At 65.8% G+C, this 15,706-nt stretch carries 17 protein-coding genes and 1 tRNA gene; 2 read left to right on the forward strand and 16 right to left on the reverse strand.

Annotation, left to right across the window (positions count from 1 at the left end; translation table 11 throughout):
• The first annotated feature begins 168 nt into the window (after positions 1–168).
• Positions 169–245: transfer RNA gene (locus A3OK_RS0111195), tRNA-Pro, on the forward strand.
• A 221-nt stretch (positions 246–466) separates the two neighbouring features.
• Here the strand turns inward: A3OK_RS0111195 and A3OK_RS0111200 are convergent.
• The 11 genes from A3OK_RS0111200 to A3OK_RS0111250 all read right to left on the reverse strand — a co-directional run bounded on the left by A3OK_RS0111200 (position 467) and on the right by A3OK_RS0111250 (position 11,176).
• A complete protein-coding gene (locus A3OK_RS0111200; RefSeq protein ID WP_019904956.1) occupies positions 467–724 on the reverse strand; it encodes a PilZ domain-containing protein in 258 nt (85 codons plus the stop codon).
• A gap of 212 nt (positions 725–936) precedes the next feature.
• Positions 937–2,511 (reverse strand): SpoVR family protein, encoded by a 1,575-nt coding sequence (locus A3OK_RS0111205; RefSeq protein ID WP_019904957.1) that lies wholly within the window; start codon positions 2,509–2,511, stop codon positions 937–939.
• Between the two features lie 65 nt (positions 2,512–2,576).
• Positions 2,577–3,878, reverse strand: coding sequence for a YeaH/YhbH family protein (locus tag A3OK_RS0111210; protein WP_019904958.1), 1,302 nt, complete (start codon positions 3,876–3,878; stop codon positions 2,577–2,579).
• Between the two features lie 179 nt (positions 3,879–4,057).
• The gene (locus tag A3OK_RS0111215; protein WP_026597149.1) at positions 4,058–6,010 is read right to left on the reverse strand and encodes a PrkA family serine protein kinase; all 1,953 of its coding nucleotides are present in this window, start codon (positions 6,008–6,010) and stop codon (positions 4,058–4,060) included.
• Positions 6,011–6,194: 184 nt separating this feature from the next.
• On the reverse strand, positions 6,195–6,644 hold the full coding sequence (locus tag A3OK_RS0111220; RefSeq protein WP_019904960.1) for a hypothetical protein: 450 nt from the start codon (positions 6,642–6,644) through the stop codon (positions 6,195–6,197).
• Positions 6,645–6,790: 146 nt separating this feature from the next.
• Positions 6,791–7,273: a MerR family transcriptional regulator gene (locus A3OK_RS0111225; protein WP_036302784.1), complete on the reverse strand. Its 483-nt coding sequence runs from the start codon at positions 7,271–7,273 to the stop codon at positions 6,791–6,793.
• An 86-nt stretch (positions 7,274–7,359) separates the two neighbouring features.
• Positions 7,360–7,680, reverse strand: a complete 321-nt coding sequence (locus A3OK_RS0111230; RefSeq protein WP_018042326.1) for an integration host factor subunit alpha — start codon at positions 7,678–7,680, stop codon at positions 7,360–7,362.
• A 130-nt stretch (positions 7,681–7,810) separates the two neighbouring features.
• The gene (locus tag A3OK_RS0111235; protein ID WP_026597151.1) at positions 7,811–8,788 is read right to left on the reverse strand and encodes a beta-ketoacyl-ACP synthase III; all 978 of its coding nucleotides are present in this window, start codon (positions 8,786–8,788) and stop codon (positions 7,811–7,813) included.
• Between the two features lie 27 nt (positions 8,789–8,815).
• A complete protein-coding gene (plsX, locus tag A3OK_RS0111240) occupies positions 8,816–9,850 on the reverse strand; it encodes a phosphate acyltransferase PlsX (protein ID WP_026597152.1) in 1,035 nt (344 codons plus the stop codon).
• Positions 9,851–10,113: 263 nt separating this feature from the next.
• Positions 10,114–10,620: a DUF177 domain-containing protein gene (locus tag A3OK_RS0111245; RefSeq protein ID WP_019904964.1), complete on the reverse strand. Its 507-nt coding sequence runs from the start codon at positions 10,618–10,620 to the stop codon at positions 10,114–10,116.
• A 1-nt stretch (position 10,621) separates the two neighbouring features.
• The gene (locus tag A3OK_RS0111250) at positions 10,622–11,176 is read right to left on the reverse strand and encodes a ubiquinol-cytochrome C chaperone family protein (RefSeq protein WP_026597153.1); all 555 of its coding nucleotides are present in this window, start codon (positions 11,174–11,176) and stop codon (positions 10,622–10,624) included.
• Between the two features lie 173 nt (positions 11,177–11,349).
• Here A3OK_RS0111250 and A3OK_RS0111255 point away from each other — a divergent pair, with 173 nt between their 5' ends.
• A complete protein-coding gene (locus A3OK_RS0111255) occupies positions 11,350–11,847 on the forward strand; it encodes an outer membrane protein assembly factor BamE (RefSeq protein WP_019904966.1) in 498 nt (165 codons plus the stop codon).
• Between the two features lie 145 nt (positions 11,848–11,992).
• On the opposite strand, the gene hisA is transcribed toward A3OK_RS0111255, so the two are convergent.
• From hisA to A3OK_RS0111280, 5 genes are all read right to left on the reverse strand, one after another.
• Positions 11,993–12,730, reverse strand: a complete 738-nt coding sequence (hisA, locus tag A3OK_RS0111260) for a 1-(5-phosphoribosyl)-5-[(5-phosphoribosylamino)methylideneamino]imidazole-4-carboxamide isomerase (protein ID WP_019904967.1) — start codon at positions 12,728–12,730, stop codon at positions 11,993–11,995.
• A gap of 43 nt (positions 12,731–12,773) precedes the next feature.
• A complete protein-coding gene (hisH, locus tag A3OK_RS0111265; RefSeq protein ID WP_019904968.1) occupies positions 12,774–13,433 on the reverse strand; it encodes an imidazole glycerol phosphate synthase subunit HisH in 660 nt (219 codons plus the stop codon).
• Complete coding sequence (locus A3OK_RS0111270) at positions 13,433–13,921, reverse strand: DUF2628 domain-containing protein (RefSeq protein ID WP_019904969.1); 489 nt, start codon at positions 13,919–13,921, stop codon at positions 13,433–13,435. Before A3OK_RS0111270 ends, hisH begins: the two co-directional genes overlap by 1 nt.
• Positions 13,922–13,953: 32 nt before the next feature.
• Positions 13,954–14,541, reverse strand: a complete 588-nt coding sequence (gene hisB, locus A3OK_RS0111275; RefSeq protein WP_019904970.1) for an imidazoleglycerol-phosphate dehydratase HisB — start codon at positions 14,539–14,541, stop codon at positions 13,954–13,956.
• 197 nt (positions 14,542–14,738) lie between these two features.
• Positions 14,739–15,614, reverse strand: a complete 876-nt coding sequence (locus A3OK_RS0111280; protein ID WP_019904971.1) for an S-methyl-5'-thioadenosine phosphorylase — start codon at positions 15,612–15,614, stop codon at positions 14,739–14,741.
• Between the last annotated feature and the right edge of the window lie 92 nt (positions 15,615–15,706).

Consider the following 15,706-nt stretch of genomic DNA (forward strand, 5'->3'; position numbering starts at 1 on the left):
GTGCCGGAGCCACGCAAAAGGGGTTGCGCATGGGGGACCGTGAAGCTAAGACCCCTCAGCCCTTCACGGGGCGTCGGAACGTAGCGCAGCCCCGTCGGCGCACTGGTCCTCGGACCGGGTGTCGGGTCTGATCCCTACGGTTTCGGTGAAATTCGGAGCGGGTTTCGACGGAGTATAGCGCAGCCCGGTAGCGCACCTGTCTGGGGGACAGGGGGTCGCAGGTTCAAGTCCTGCTACTCCGACCAATAAAACGCAGTGACGTCGGCTCGAGGGCCGGTATCCACCGCTCTGACGTTCAAGGCCGGGGTGTGCCACCCCGGCCTTTTTCGTGTCCGGTCGATAAGGTGGTTTGCCGCCGGCTCCATGAGGATCGGCGTTCGGCCATCATGTGACTGGGAAGCGCCTCTGTTCCGGTCGGAGCCGTCGCGCCGCCGTGGCTGGCGCGAGCCCGGCAGGCGGCGCGGCCTCAGGCCGTTGCCGCCATGCTGAACGTCGCGCCGATGGTTTCGTCACCGCGCCAGACCACGCGGCAGACTTCCATCCCCGCCATGCAGGCCGAATGCAGGATGAAGGTGTCGGGGACCAAGGCCGTTTCCGGAAGGGTGACCCGAACACCCGACGCCGAGATGTCATAGACGATGCACGGAAGCGTCGTGTGTTCATCGATGGCAATGAGACCGGCCTCGTCCTTGCGCCGCCTCTCATCAATCCGACGCTCGCTCATGGGGACCTCGTAGCTTCCGAAGTCCCGAGCTTGGTCTAAAGCCTACCAAGGAACCACGAGCACGATGCATCAAATGCGATGGATCGCGCTTTTATACCGGCACGTCGGAGACTTAACGCATCGTCGCGGAGACGATTTTCCGGACGATGCGATGGCCTTTCGAGGGTCGATCGTCCGGTTCGAAACCGGGCTCCCGGTTTCGGGATGCGGCGCTAGAAAAAGATCGGCCGCGCGGTCGCGTTGTGTTCGGCCAGGGTCGCCCCCGTTGCCGGGTCGATCTCCTTCAGCACCGCATCGTAGCCCCAGAGATCGGCGAGATGCTGCAACACCTTGCGGGCATCGTCGGCCTGGAGCGTGATGCGGTTCAGCGCCTTGTGATGGACGATGAGGCGGCGATCGCCTTCGAGGTCCACGTCGACCACCTCGATATCGGGATCGAGCCAGGCGACGTCGTATTGGCGGGCGAAGGACCGGCGCATCTTGCGGTAGCCGCGCTCGTCGTGGATCGCCTCCACGCGCATTTCCGACTCGTCGGGATCGTCGACCACGTGGAACAGGCGCATGTCGCGCATGAGCTTGGGCGACAGGAACTGCGCGATGAAGCTCTCGTCGCGGTAATTCGCCCAGATGTCACGCAGGGTCGCCATCGCGTCGCCGGTGCCGGCGATCTCGGGGAACCATTGCCGATCCTCCTCCGTCGGCTGTTCCACGATGCGGGCGATGTCCTGCATCATGGCAAAGCCGATGGCATAGGGATTGTGCCCGCCATAGCCGCGCTCGTTGTAGTTCGGCTGGCGAATGACGTTGGTGTGCGAGGTCAGGAATTCGAGATAGGCGGCTTCGCCGATCAGGCCCTTCTCGGAGAGCGAGTTCATGATCCGGTAGTGGCAATAGGTGGCGCAGCCCTCGTTCATCACCTTGGTCTGACGCTGGGGATAGAAATACTGCGCCACGAGGCGGACGATCCGCAGGATCTCGCGCTGCCACGGCCGCAGCCGCGGCGCCGCCTTCTCGAGGAAATAGAGCAGGTTCTCCTGCGGCAGTTCCAGCAGCGCCTTCCGGCGCTCAAGGGCGACGTCGGGCCGCGCGCCGGCGGATTTCTGCGGCAGGGTGCGCCAGAGGTCGTTGTAGATCTGTTCGCCGTGCTCGGCCCGCTCGCGCTCGCGGCGCTGCTCCGAGGCGAGGTCGGGCCGCTTCTTGCGCGGATAGCGATGGACGCCCTGGCTCATCAGCGCATGCGCGGCATCGAGCACCTGCTCGACCGCATGATGGCCGTAGCGCTCCTCGCAGCGGGAGATGAAGCCCTTGGCGAAATCGAGGTAATCGAGGATGCCCTCGGCATCGGTCCATTGCTTGAACAGGTAGTTGTTCTTGAAGAAGTGGTTGTGACCGAAGGCGGCGTGCGCGATCACCAGAGTCTGCATCGTCGCCGTGTTCTCCTCCATGATGTAGGAGATGCACGGATCGGAATTGATGACGATCTCGTAGGCGAGCCCCATCATGCCGCGGCGATAGCTGGCCTCGTGCTGGGCGAAGTGCTTGCCGAACGACCAGTGCTTGTAGAAGAGCGGCATGCCGATCGAGGCATAGGCGTCGAGCATCTGCTCCGCGGTGATGATCTCGATCTGGTTCGGGTACCAGGACAGGCCCAGTTCCTCGCCGGCGATCTTCTCGCAGGCATCGTGGATGCGGCGGACCGTTTCGAAATCCCAGTCGTTGCCGGTGAAGAGCGGCTGCTGGCCGCCGGACACGACCTGCGGATTCGGGCGGATGATGCTGCCGACCATGATCGTCGTCTCTCCCAGCTCTCCGGTCCACGTCCCCCGACGAGGGAGCCGCGCGCCGCTGCGGTCTACGCTTCGGCTTCCGCCCTGGCGTCCTTGCGGCCGAACAATTCGCGGAACACCGGATAGATGTCGCGCCGATGATTGACCTTGCGCATGGCGATGGCGCCGCCCGATTTGGCGAGGCCTTCATAGGTGCGCCACAGGGTGGTGCGGTGCTCGACGAAGCCGGCGCGCGGGCCGTTCTCGTCGCCGACTTCGAGATAGGCGAAGTGCTGGCAGGCGGGCAGGATGTGAGCCCGCAGAAGCTCGGTCGAGGTCGGGCCGTCGCTCGAGACGTTGTCCCCGTCCGAGGCCTGCGCGGCGTAGATGTTCCAGTCGTCCGGGCTGTAGCGCTCGGTGATGACGCGCTTCATCTCCACGAGGGCCGAGGAGACCAGCGTCCCGCCGGTCTCGCGGGAGCCGAAGAAGGTTTCCTCGTCCACCTCCGTCGCCTTGTCGGTGTGGCGGATGAAGACGATCTCCACGTGGCGGTAGCGCCGGGTCAGGAAGATGTGCAGCAGGATGTAGAAGCGCTTGGCGAGGTCCTTCATGTGCTCGGTCATCGAACCCGAGACGTCCATGAGGCAGAACATCACCGCCTGCGCGATGGGGCGCGGATAGGGCTCGAAGCGCCGGTAGCGCAGGTCGATCGGATCGACATAGGGAATGCGCCGGGTGCGCTCGCGCAGGGCCTCCAGGGCGAGCATCATGTCCGGGAGCAGCGGATCGGCCTCGTCCGACCTGGCGATGCGGGCTTCGAGGTCGGCGATCTCGTCGGGCTTCGGCCGCTTCAGGGCGATGCGGCGCGACATCGAATTGCGCAGGGTGCGCGTCAGCGCGAGGTTGGCGGGCGAGCCGGAGACGGTGTAGCCGGCGCGGCGCAGGCCTTCCGTCTCGACGATCGAGAGGCGGCGCTTGGCGAGGTCGGGCAATTCGAGGTCTTCGAGGAAGAGTTCGAGGAACTCGTCGCGCGTCAGCACGAAGTGGAACGCGTCCTCGCTGTTCTCCGAGCCTTCTCCGCCCTCCCCCGAGCCTTTGCCGCCTCCGCCGCCCGGTGGACGCTCGATGCGGTCGCCCTCCACATAGGTCTTGTTGCCGGGCAGGATGTAATCGTGAAGGCCGGTGCCGGATTGGCGGCTGAAGCGCGGCTCGCGGACGCCGTCGCCGGGGACGGTGACGCGGCCATCCTTGCCGAGATCCTTGATATCTTTCTCGCGGGCGGATTCTCGCACCGCGCGCTGAGCCATGTCCTTCACGCGGCGCAGGAAGCGCTGGCGGTTCGGAAGGCTCTTGCCTCCTGGATTCAACCGACGGTCGACGATGTGCATCCGGTGTCTTCGTCCTCGCCCTCAAGACCTTACAGGTTCGTTCGGCAGGTTCACTCGAGAGACCCGGTCGGTGAACAGGGCCGGCGGGAGGAAGCGTCCGCCGGCCGGTTCGCCACTGCAGCCCCTCGATGAGGCATCATCGTGTCCCAAAACCGGTTCCCACGTCCCGGGACGATGCCCTAGCCCGCCTGCTTCACCCTCATGTACCACTCGACCAGGCGGCGGACCTGCCGCTCGGTGTAGCCGCGCGCCACCATGCGATCGACGAACTCGCCGTGCTTCTTCTCCGTGTCGCCATCCTTCTTCGAACCAAACGAGATGACGGGCAGCAGTTCCTCCACCTGGCTGAACATCCGCCGCTCGATCACCTCGCGCAGCTTCTCGTAGGACGTCCATGAGGGGTTGCGGCCGCCGTGCTGGGCCCGCGAACGCAGGGCGAACTTCACCACTTCGTTGCGGAAATCCTTCGGATTGGCGATGCCGGCCGGCTTCTCGATCTTGGTGAGTTCCTGGTTGAGGAGCTCGCGGTTGAGGAGCTGTCCGGTCTCGGAATCCTTAAAGTCCTGGTCCTCGATCCAGGCATCGGCATAGTCGATGTAACGGTCGAACAGGTTCTGGCCGTAATCGTGGTAGGATTCGAGATAGGCCTTCTGGATCTCGTGCCCGATGAATTCGGCGTAGCGCGGCGCGAGTTCGGTCTTGATGAATTCGAGGTAGCGCTTCTCGGTCTCCGGCGGCAGCTGCTCCCGGCGCAGGGCCTGTTCCAGCACGTACATGAGATGCACGGGATCGGCAGAGACTTCCGTGGTGTCGTGGTTGAACGTCGCCGCCATGACCTTGAAGGCGAAACGGGTCGAGATGCCGTCCATGCCTTCGTCGACGCCGGCGGAATCCTTGTATTCCTGCATCGAGCGGGCGCGGGGGTCGACCTCGCGCAAGGACTCGCCGTCATACACCCGCATCTTCGAGAAGGCGTTGGAATTGGCATGCTCGCGCAGGCGCGAGAGCACCGAGAAGCGGGCCAGCATCTCCAACGTGCCGGGCGCGCAGGCGGCCTCGGCTAGTTCGGAGCCGGAGACGAGCTTCTCGTAGATCCGCTGCTCTTCGGTGACCCGCAGGCAGTACGGCACCTTGATCACGTAGATACGGTCGATGAAGGCTTCGTTGTTCTTGTTGGTCTTGAAGGTCTGCCACTCGGATTCGTTCGAGTGGGCGAGAATGATCCCGGTGAAGGGAATCGCGCCGATATTCTCTGTGCCGACGTAATTGCCCTCCTGCGTCGCGGTGAGCAGGGGATGCAGCATCTTGATCGGCGCCTTGAACATCTCGACGAATTCGAGAACGCCCTGGTTCGCCCGGTTGAGGCCGCCCGAATAGGAATAGGCATCGGGGTCGGCCTGGGACAATGTCTCGAGCCTGCGGATATCGACCTTGCCGACGAGGCTGGAGATGTCCTGGTTGTTCTCGTCGCCCGGCTCGGTCTTGGCGATGCCGATCTGGCGCAGGCGCGAGGGACGAACCTTGATGACCTTGAACTGCGAGATGTCGCCGTTGAACTCGTCGAGGCGCTTCAGGGCCCAGGGGCTCATCAGGCCGGTGAGACGGCGGCGGGGGATGCCGTAGCGCTCCTGGATCTCCGCGCCCATCACCTCCGGGTCGAACAATCCGAGGGGGCTCTCGAAGACCGGAGACACCTCGTTGCCGGCCTTCAGCACGTAGATCGGATGCACTTCCATCAGCGCCTTGAGGCGCTCGGCCAGGGAGGACTTGCCGCCGCCGACGGGGCCGAGAAGGTAGAGGATCTGCTTGCGCTCCTCCAACCCCTGCGCCGCGTGCCGGAAGAACGAGACGATCCGCTCGATCGTCTCCTCCATGCCGTAGAATTCGGAGAAGGCGGGGTAGACCCGGATCGTCCGGTTCATGAACACCCGGCCGAGACGAGCGTCCCTGGCGGTGTCGACGAATTCCGGCTTGCCGATCGCATCGAGGATGCGCTCGGCCGCGGTGGCGTACATCAGGGGTTCGTCGCGGCAGGCCTCAAGGAATTCGGAGAGGCTCATCTCCGTGTCGCGGCGCGCCTCGTAACCACGGGCAAAGCTCTGAAACAGGTCGTTCGTCGATGGCATTGGCATCCCGATCCCTTCACGACTGACGTAGCTTCATCCTGTCTCGGGTTTGATGCAACTGACAGGCCCAGTTTTGTCGCAGTGCGGTCGCGACAACAAACGGGCGTGGGAAGCGTGCCACAGTCAGGCGCCCGGCGGAGGGACATGCGACCGCCGGGCTCCTCCGTGTGGGGGTGAATTCAGCGGCCGATCACAGGTCGGTGCCGCCCTTCTTCGTGCTGTCGCCACCCTTCGTCGCCGCACCGCCGACGGTGATGTTGATCGTCTGGGTGCTGGTCTTGCCGTCGGCCTTCTTGACCTCGATCACGACCTCGTCGGATCCGGTGTAGCCGTCCTTGCTCTGGTAAAAGACGCCCGTCGCGGCGGTCTTCTTGTTCGGACATTTGTGGCTCGCCGGGGTGGTGACGCTGCCGGTCTTGGTGATGAGCGATCCGTTCTTGGGCGACGTGCTGATGCGGATCTCCGGCATGGAGCCCGGCTTGCAATCGTCCTTCAGGTTCGAGGCGATGAGGATGCGGACGCTCTTGCCGGGGGCGGCGGTTTCGGAGCGGTTCGCCGTCTCCTGGGCCAGGGCCGGGACGCCAGCGAGGCCGAGAATCAGGCCGGCTGCGAGAAGGGCGTTCGATTTGACGGCGTACATCGGGAGGTCTCCGGTGATGCCTGGCGACCTTGTGGGCTGACGTGCTCGTGGCTGCCTTGGCCCGATGCATGTGGGAAGGGCGGAGCCCGCCGTCGAGGGCGGCAACGGCTTTCGTTCGATCGCCGAGGCTTTGCGGGGTAGGACCCTTAAGCCACGTCCGGCGGATCACGCAGCAGGTTCAGGGCATCGCGGCAGGCATGGAGATCGTCCAGGACGGCCAGCAGCACCTGCCGGTCCGCGTCTCGACGCTCATCGCCGGCAAAGACGGGCGCGGCCTCGTCGTCGGATTCCGCCTCCCCGGCCTCGAGATCCCGCGAGGTCGGCGCCGCCACCTCGGCCTCGCCGCGTCCCACCGACTGGACGAATCGGATGCCGTTCTCCTTGAGGACGCGCTGCGCGCCCCGGATGGTGTAGCCCTGGTCGTGGAGCAGGCGCCGGATGCCCTTGATCAGGTCGACATCCTCGGGGCGGTAATAGCGTCGCCCACCCGCGCGTTTCACGGGCCTGATCTGGACGAACTTGGTCTCCCAGAAGCGAAGGACGTGCTGCGGCACGTCGATCTCGTCGGCCACTTCGCTGATCGTCCGGAAGGCGCCGGGTCGCTTCTCGCCAGTGTCGCGACTTTCCATCAGACCCGGGACGCTCCGCGCGAAGAGGCCATCCCCGCCGGGGGCCGTGTCGGTCGGAACCTTCGCTGCCAGCGACATCGATAGCCTCAATCGTCGTCTTGTTCCGCGACGCCGTTCACGCCGTTGATCCGGGACTTGAGCACGTTCGACGGCTTGAACACCATGACCTGACGCGGCTCGATGGCCACTTCGACACCGGTCTTGGGGTTGCGACCGACGCGACGGCCCTTGCCGCGCACGACGAAGGACCCGAACGACGAGAGCTTCACCGTTTCACCCGAGGCGAGGCAGGTGCAGATTTCCGACAACACGGTCTCGACCAGCGCCGCGGATTCGGTCCGCGACAACCCGACCTGCTGATACACGGCCTCGCTCAGATCGGCGCGCGTCACCGTCTTCCCTGCCATGCGTCATTCCCCAAGCGATTCGTATTTTCTGGCGTATCTGTATGATTGCGCACGCTAATCTGCGTTTGCTCCGCGGTCAACCGACGTTGGCCGCGAACCTTGGCCGCGCCGCGACGGTGACGTCGCAGGCTCACCAGCGGATGAGCGCGGCGCCCCAGGTGAAGCCGCCGCCGATGGCCTCGATCATGACGAGGTCGCGGCGCTTGATTCGACCGTCCTTGCGGGCGGTGTCGAGGGCGAGCGGGATGGAGGCCGCGGAGGTGTTGCCGTGCCGGTCGACGGTGAGGACGACCTTGCTCCGGTCGATGCCGAGCTTGTCCGCCGAGGCCTCGATGATGCGCCGGTTCGCCTGGTGCGGCACGAACCAGGTGAGGTCGCCTGCGCTGGTCCCCGTAGCCGCGAAAGCGTCGGCGATGACATCCGTCACCGAGCCTACCGCGAAACGGAAGACCTCCTTGCCCTCCATGCGCAGGTAGCCCGTCGTCCCTGTGGAGCCGGGGCCGCCATCGACATAGAGCTTGTCGCGGTGTTTTCCGTCCGAGCGCAGATGGCTGGTGAGGACGCCGCGATCGTCGCTCGTCCCCTCGCCGTCCTGGGCTTCGAGCACGATCGCGCCGGCGCCGTCGCCGAACAGGACGCAAGTCGTGCGGTCTTCCCAGTCGAGGATGCGCGAGAACGTCTCGGCGCCGACCACGAGGGCGCGGCGCACGCTACCGCTCGTCAGGAATTTGTCGGCGGTGGCGACACCGTAGACGAAGCCGGCGCAGACCGCCTGGATATCGAAGGCGAAGCCCGACCGGATGCCGAGTCCGGCTTGGATCTGGGTCGCCACCGAGGGGAAGGTGTGGTCCGGCGTGGAAGTCGCGCAGATGACGAGGTCGATGTCGTCCGGGCCGAGCCCCGCATCCTCCAGGGCCGCCGCGGCCGCCTTGATCCCCAGCGTCGACGTGGTCTCGCCGGCATCCGCGAGGTAGCGCTGGCGGATGCCCGTGCGCTGAACGATCCACTCGTCGGAGGTGTCGACGGTCTTCGCCAGCTCTTCGTTGGTCACGAGGCGGGCGGGCAGGGCCGAGCCCGTCCCCACCACTACGGAGCGTGTAACCGCCATGTCAGATCCGATCCCGCATCGACCACCTCATGCGGAGGCGGCCATGGGCGTGAGTTCGAGCATGTCGCGAATGGTCCGCATCAGGTCGTGCCGCGCCATATCGTGCGCGAGATCGACGGCCGCTGCAAAGCCATGGGCGTCTTCGGAGCCATGGCTCTTGATAACGATGCCCTCGAGACCGAGGAAGACGCCGCCATTGGCCCGGCTGGGGTTCATCTTGTCGCGCAGGGCCTTGAAGGCCTGACGGGCGAAGAAATAGCCGATCTTCGCCGACAGGGTCCGGCTCATGGCCGCGCGCAGGTAGCTGCCGATCTGCTTGGCGGTGCCTTCCGCGGTCTTCAGGGCGATGTTGCCGGTGAAGCCTTCGGTGACCACCACGTCGACGGTGCCCTTGCCGAGGTCGTTGCCCTCGACGAAGCCGTGATAGGTGAGGTTCGGCAATTCGGTCTCGCGCAGGCGCCGCGCGGCTTCCTTCACCGCCTCGTTGCCCTTCATCTCCTCGGTGCCGACATTGAGCAGGCCCACCGTCGGCTTGTCGAGGTCGAACACGATCCGGGCCATGGCGGCGCCCATCAGGGCCATCTCGACGAGATGCTCCGCATCGGTGCCGATCGTGGCACCGACATCGAGCACGACGCTCTCGCCGCGCACGGTCGGCCACAGGCACGCGATGGCCGGGCGCTCGATGCCGGCCAGCGTCTTCAGACAGATCTTCGACATCGCCATGAGCGCGCCGGTATTGCCGGCCGAGACGGCCGCATCGGCCTCGCCGTCCTTCACCGCCTGGATCGCCCGCCACATCGAGGATTTGCCACGGCCCGAGCGGACGGCCTGGCTCGGCTTCTCGTCCATGGAGATCGCCACGGTCGTGTGACGGATCTCGACGGCGCCCTTCAGGCGCGGCTCGGCCGCGACCAGGGGCGTGAGGATCGCCTCGTCCCCGAACATGAGGAACGTCATTTCGGGATGGCGCTCGCGTGCGATGGCGGCGCCGGGCACCACGGTCGAGGGACCGTGATCGCCGCCCATGGCGTCGAGCGAGATGCACACTCTTTGGGACATGCGGTTCGGCCGGAGGCCTCTTTCAGGACGGACAGACTCTTCTTTCCGAAGAGCCGATGGGACACCCTTCGGCGCGAATGGAGGCGCGAAGGGAAGGACGAGAGGGATGGGCCCATATCGACGGGGCCCTTCCTCGGCGCGGCGGAAAATAGCGGTTCGCGCCCAACGGGCAAACGAAATCTCAGCTTTTCCGGAATCGGTGTCGCGACCCCGGCCCTCGGCCCCGCGACATCGAGGGCATTGGCCGGGGATCGGGCCGAGGCTCAGTCGCCGTCGCGCTTCAGGGTCTTGAGGATGGCGAGCGGAGATTCCTGCTCTTGCGTGACCGGCTCGAAGTCGATGCCGGGCTTGCGCGGATAGGGGTCCAGGCCGAGCGCCAGGAATTCCGCGGTAACCTGTCCGAGATCGATCGTGCCGTTGACGATCGAATCCGGGGTATCGGCTTCCTCGTCGACGACGTCCTTCTTCGGTTCGCGATCGCTGAATACGATCTCGACGGGCTCGGACACCTCCGCCTCGAACGGCTCGAGGCTGATCGTGCAGACCTGGGTGACGACGGCCGTGACCGTTCCGGTGATGACGAGCCGCGCGGGCGTTCCGCTCCATTGCAGCCTGCCGACGAGGTCGCGGATGGCGGGGATGCGGAAGTCCGCCGCGAGCGCCGTCTCTTCCTCCGGCGTTGCGTCGATGACGATTCCCGCCCTGTCCCTGGGCAGCCGGTCGACCCGGAATGGCCGCGACAAGGGCCCGGCCGTCGACTTTGCCGTCATGTCAGATGCCTTCCGATCGAATGTCATTCAGGGGGGAGGGAAAGCCCGGCCCGCGCGAGACGAGGGTGTCGAGGTCGCAGGCGTTGAGCATCTCGACGCTCGCGAGGACGTAGCGCGCGAGGCCGGCGCCCGTCTCCGGCGTTTCCGTCCCGATGACGTTGCGCGCCAGGGCCGCCTTCAAGCCATCCTCGTCCCTCGCATCGAGGGCTCCGTCATAGCCGGCAGCCCGCCCATAGAAGGCCGCTCCCAATTTCTTCATGCGTTTGGGCACGCCGAAATCGCCGACGCCGAGTTCGCGAAGCGAGGCATCGAGCTGGAGGAAGACCGCATTGATCAGATCCTGGGCGATGTCCGCCGCCGGCGGCGGAAGCTGGTTCATCCGGCGCAGGACCAGGATCACGTGCAGGCTCAAACACTCGAAACGGCCCTCGACGGTGTCGGGGACGTTGAGATGCGTATAGAGGCCGGGCGCCCGCGAAGCCTCGTTGATCCGCAGGTGCAAAGCCTCGACGATGCTGGCGCGGGCGGAGCTGCGCCGAAAGAAACGCCCGATCATGCCGTCCACCGGGTGCGTGAGAGGTGTGGCCGAGCTTGCCTTGTCAAAACCATAACCCCGCGGTACGGCAACCGGCGGCCACGGCGCAAGCTCCACCGGAACGTCAAGGTGGGGATCGGCGCCAGGGTATCAAGTTCAAGCGTCGTGTTGTCTCAACGGATCAAGGGTGGCTGATGTCGCGCCGTTTCGTCTCGTCGATCAGCCGTCTTGCCGTCATCGGCCTCGTCGGCGTGGGAATCTCCGGCTGTATCGGTGAGGACCTCCGCCACGGATACCAGATCGACCAGGCCGCACTCGCCACGGTGAAGCCGGGCATGAGTGCCGAGCAGGTCCTTCAGATCCTCGGCACGCCCTCCACCGTGTCCACGGTCGGCAACAAGACCTGGTATTACATCACCCAGAATTCGCGCCGCACGGTGCTGTTCCTCGGTGAGCGGGTGGAAGACCAGAAGGTCACCACGATCTATTTCAACGGCGGTTTCAAGGTCGAGCGCGTGGCTCTCTACGGGCTGCAGGACGGCAAGGTGTTCGACTTCATCGAGCGCACGACGCCGACCAGCGGCGCCGACCGCGCCTTCCTCGGCCAGCTCTTCCGCGGCCTGACCAAGTACGAGCCCTTCGGCAGCGGCTCCGGCACCAGCGTCGTGCCGGGAGCCCGGAACGGCCTGTAACACCAAGACTCCATGAGCCTGGTTCAAAGATCAGGCTCATGGAAGTCCGGTACGACCCGCTCCACGCGGGCCATGAAAAAAAGCCGCGCTGCCCATGGGGCGCGCGGCTTTTTTTATCTCGCCCAACGGCGTCGAAGGGAAATTCCTAGGCTGCCGCCTTGCGGGCGATGGCGGCGAGCGCCTCGCGCGGGTCGATGCGTCCGTCATAGAGCGCGCGGCCGGTAATGGCGCCGGCCAGCATCGCGCAATCGGGCTCGAGCAGGCGATGAACGTCCTCGATCGAGGCCAGACCGCCCGAGGCGATCACCGGGATGGTGACAGCCTCGGCGAGGCCGAGGGTCATCTCGATGTTGAGGCCCTTGAGAATGCCGTCGCGGGCGATGTCGGTGTAGATGATCGCCGCGACGCCGGCATCCTCGAACCGGCGCCCGAGTTCCTCGGCCGTCGTGCTCGACGTCTTCGCCCAGCCTTCCACCGCCACCCGGCCGTCCTTGGCATCGATCCCGACGGCGATCTTGCCGGGGAATAGCCGCGCTGCTTCGCGCACGAAAGCGGGGTCGCGCACGGCGGCCGTGCCGATGATGACCCGGCTGACGCCCTTCTCGATCCAGCCCTCGACCGTCCGCATCTCGCGGATGCCGCCACCGAGCTGAACCGGAAGGTTGGTGCGATCGAGGATGGCGTCGACGGCGGAGGCGTTCATCGGCGCGCCGGCGAAGGCACCGTCGAGATCGACCACGTGAAGCCAGGAGAAGCCCTGCTCCTCGAAGACGCCGGCCTGAGCGGCCGGGTCGTCGCTGAACACGATGGCCTGGGCCATGTCGCCCTGGACGAGGCGAACGCAACGCCCTTCCTTCAGATCGATCGCCGGAAACAGGATCACGGTGGGTGTCGCCTTCTGAATATCGATGAGCGGGTCGGTCGCGCTACGGGCGCCAACGCAGGAAGTTCGCGATCAGCGCCAGACCGAGATGCTGACTCTTCTCGGGGTGGAACTGGGTGCCGGCGACATTGTCCCGAGCCACGAAGGCCGTGACCGGGCCGCCATAGTCGCTCTCGGCGACGACATCCTCCCGGTTCACCGGGGCGAGGGCAAAACTGTGCACGAAATAGGCGTGAAGCCCAGTCTCGCCGGTGGGAATGCCGTCGAGAAGGGCATGCTCACGCTCCGGCCGCAGGGTGTTCCATCCCATATGCGGGACTTTGAGGTGCGGGTCCGATGGCCGGATCGGACCGACATCGCCGGCGATCCAGCCGAGACCGGGCGTGGTCTCGTATTCGAGGCCGCGGCTGGCCAGGAGCTGCATGCCGACGCAGATGCCGAGGAAGGGACGGCCTCGCCCATGCGCCGCGTGGGTCATCGCCTCGACCATGCCGGCGACGGAATCGAGGCCCTGGCGGCAATCGGCATAGGCACCAACGCCGGGCAGCACGACGCGGTCGGCGCTCGCGACCACGTCCGGATCGCTGGTGACGACGATGCGGGTGGTGCTCAAGCCGGCTTCCTTGCCGGCGCGCTCGAAAGCCTTGGCCGCCGAATGAAGGTTGCCCGACCCGTAATCGATGATCGCAACGGTTTCGGACATCACGAACGACGGGGCTCGGCGAAGGGGAACATGCCGATGGCGGATTCGGCCGGACGCGTCGCGGCGGCGGAATAGGCGCTCGGACCGGGACGGATCGCGGAGGGCGCGGCGAGCCAGCGGTTCACCGCCTTGACCTCGGCCTCCTCGATGGAATGGGCGACGACGGCGTCTCGGGCCGGCCTGTCACGCCTCGCATAGGTCCAGCGGCGCAGGCTCGACGCCTCCATTCCCACCAGAAGGAGGAGGAGCACGGTGATGAGAAAGCCCGCGAACGTGCTCAAGCCGAGGACGCGCCCGGCAAAAGCCGCGCCCGCGAGCAGGGCGAGCACGCCGAGTCCCGCGAGCCAGAGCCGATGGAACAGGAACCAGACCGGGCCGAAGACGAAGGCCCGCAGCGAGAACCCGTCCGGGACCAGGATCGCCCGGTCGAGTCCGTGCGATTCGCCCGCGATGGCGTCCGAAGGCAGATGAAACGTGTAGGTCCGCATGCGTTCTCCGCCTCTTACCGCCCTCGACAGCCCTACAGCGAACCCTTCGTCGAGGGGATGCGTCCGTCTTCACGCGGATCGACCGCAACGGCTTTCCGCAAGGCACGGGCCAAGCCCTTGAAGCAGCTCTCTGCAATATGGTGTGCGTTGTCGCCGTACAACGTCTCGACGTGCAACGTAATGCCGGCATTCATCGCGAAGGCCTGAAACCACTCACGTACCAGTTCGGTGTCGAACTGGCCGATCTTCTCCGCCTTGAACGTGGTGCGGAAGACCAGGAACGGACGACCGGAAATGTCGATCGAGACCCGCGTCAGCGCCTCGTCCATCGGCATGTGGATATCGGCGTAGCGGGCGATCCCGCGCTTGTCGCCGAGCGCCTTGGCGAAAGCCTGGCCGAGGGCGATGCCGGTATCCTCGACGGTGTGGTGATGATCGACATGGAGATCGCCGGTCACGTCGGCCTCCACGTCGAACAGACCGTGCCGGGCGAAGAGCTCCAGCATGTGATCGAAGAAGCCGACTCCTGTGGAGATCGTGGCCTTGCCGGTCCCGTCGAGGCCGAGGGACACGGTGACGTCGGTCTCCGCCGTGCGGCGGCTGATGCTCGCGGAGCGCATCGCTGATGGTTCGCTCATGGTTCGAAGGACCCGTGGAAAGCCGTTGCCTCGCGCGCCGGCTCGATCAGGTGAACGCCACTTTTCGAGCCGATGCCACTGAAACCCGGCACGAGGACCGAGTTCGGATAGCGAGAATGATGCTCTAGAGGCAAAAGCCTTTCGCTGGAAAGGCCCCGCTCGCGAATGCGCGCCCGCAATCAGGCGCCGAGGACGCGGCCCGCCACGGCATCGAGCTTCGCCAGCAGCGCGGGGTCGCGGTGCGACGGTGCCGTCATGATCGCCCCATCGAGGGCGCGATGCGAGCCCGCCGGGCATTCCTCGCGCTCGGCCGGGAAGTCGCGGGCGATGCGCGAAACGAGGCGAGCCGCCTTATCGGCATTCGCGCGCGCGACGGCGACGACGGAAGCCACGTCGACATCGGCATGGCCGGGGTGCCAGCAATCGAAATCCGTCACCATCGCGATGGTGGCGAAGGTGATTTCCGCCTCGCGGGCGAGCTTGGCCTCCGGCATGTTGGTCATGCCGATGACGTCATAGCCGAGGCCCTTATAGGTGCGCGACTCGGCAAAGGACGAGAATTGCGGGCCTTCCATGCAGACATAGGTCCCGCCGCGATGGATCGGCAGATCCTCGGCCGCGGCGGCGGCGACGATCCGGGCCTGCAGGGCGGGACCGACCGGGTGGGCGAACGGCACATGCGCCACGCAGCCATTGCCGAAGAACGAGGATTCCCGGCCGTGCGTGCGGTCGACGAACTGGTCCACGAGGACGAACAGGCCCGGATGGAGCTCGCTCCTGAACGAACCGCAGGCCGAGATCGAGACGATGTCGGTGACGCCGGCCCGCTTCATCGCGTCGATATTGGCGCGGTAGTTGATGCCGGAGGGGGACAGCCGGTGACCGCGTCCGTGGCGCGCCAGGAACACCACCTTGGTCTCGCCGATCCGGCCGATGCGCAGGGAATCCGACGGCTCGCCCCAGGGGGATTCGACCGCCTCTTCGCGGATGTCTTCCAGGCCCGGCAGATCGTAGACACCGGATCCGCCCATCACGCCGAGCACTGCTGCGGTCATGCCGAATCTCCTGTCGCATTCTCGCGGCCGCACCTGACGGGCCGCGTCCATGGAAACGAAAACGGGCCCGCACAGCGAGCCCGTTCGTCGTG

Source organism: Methylobacterium sp. 77 (genome assembly GCF_000372825.1).
In the GTDB taxonomy this organism is placed as follows: domain Bacteria; phylum Pseudomonadota; class Alphaproteobacteria; order Rhizobiales; family Beijerinckiaceae; genus Methylobacterium.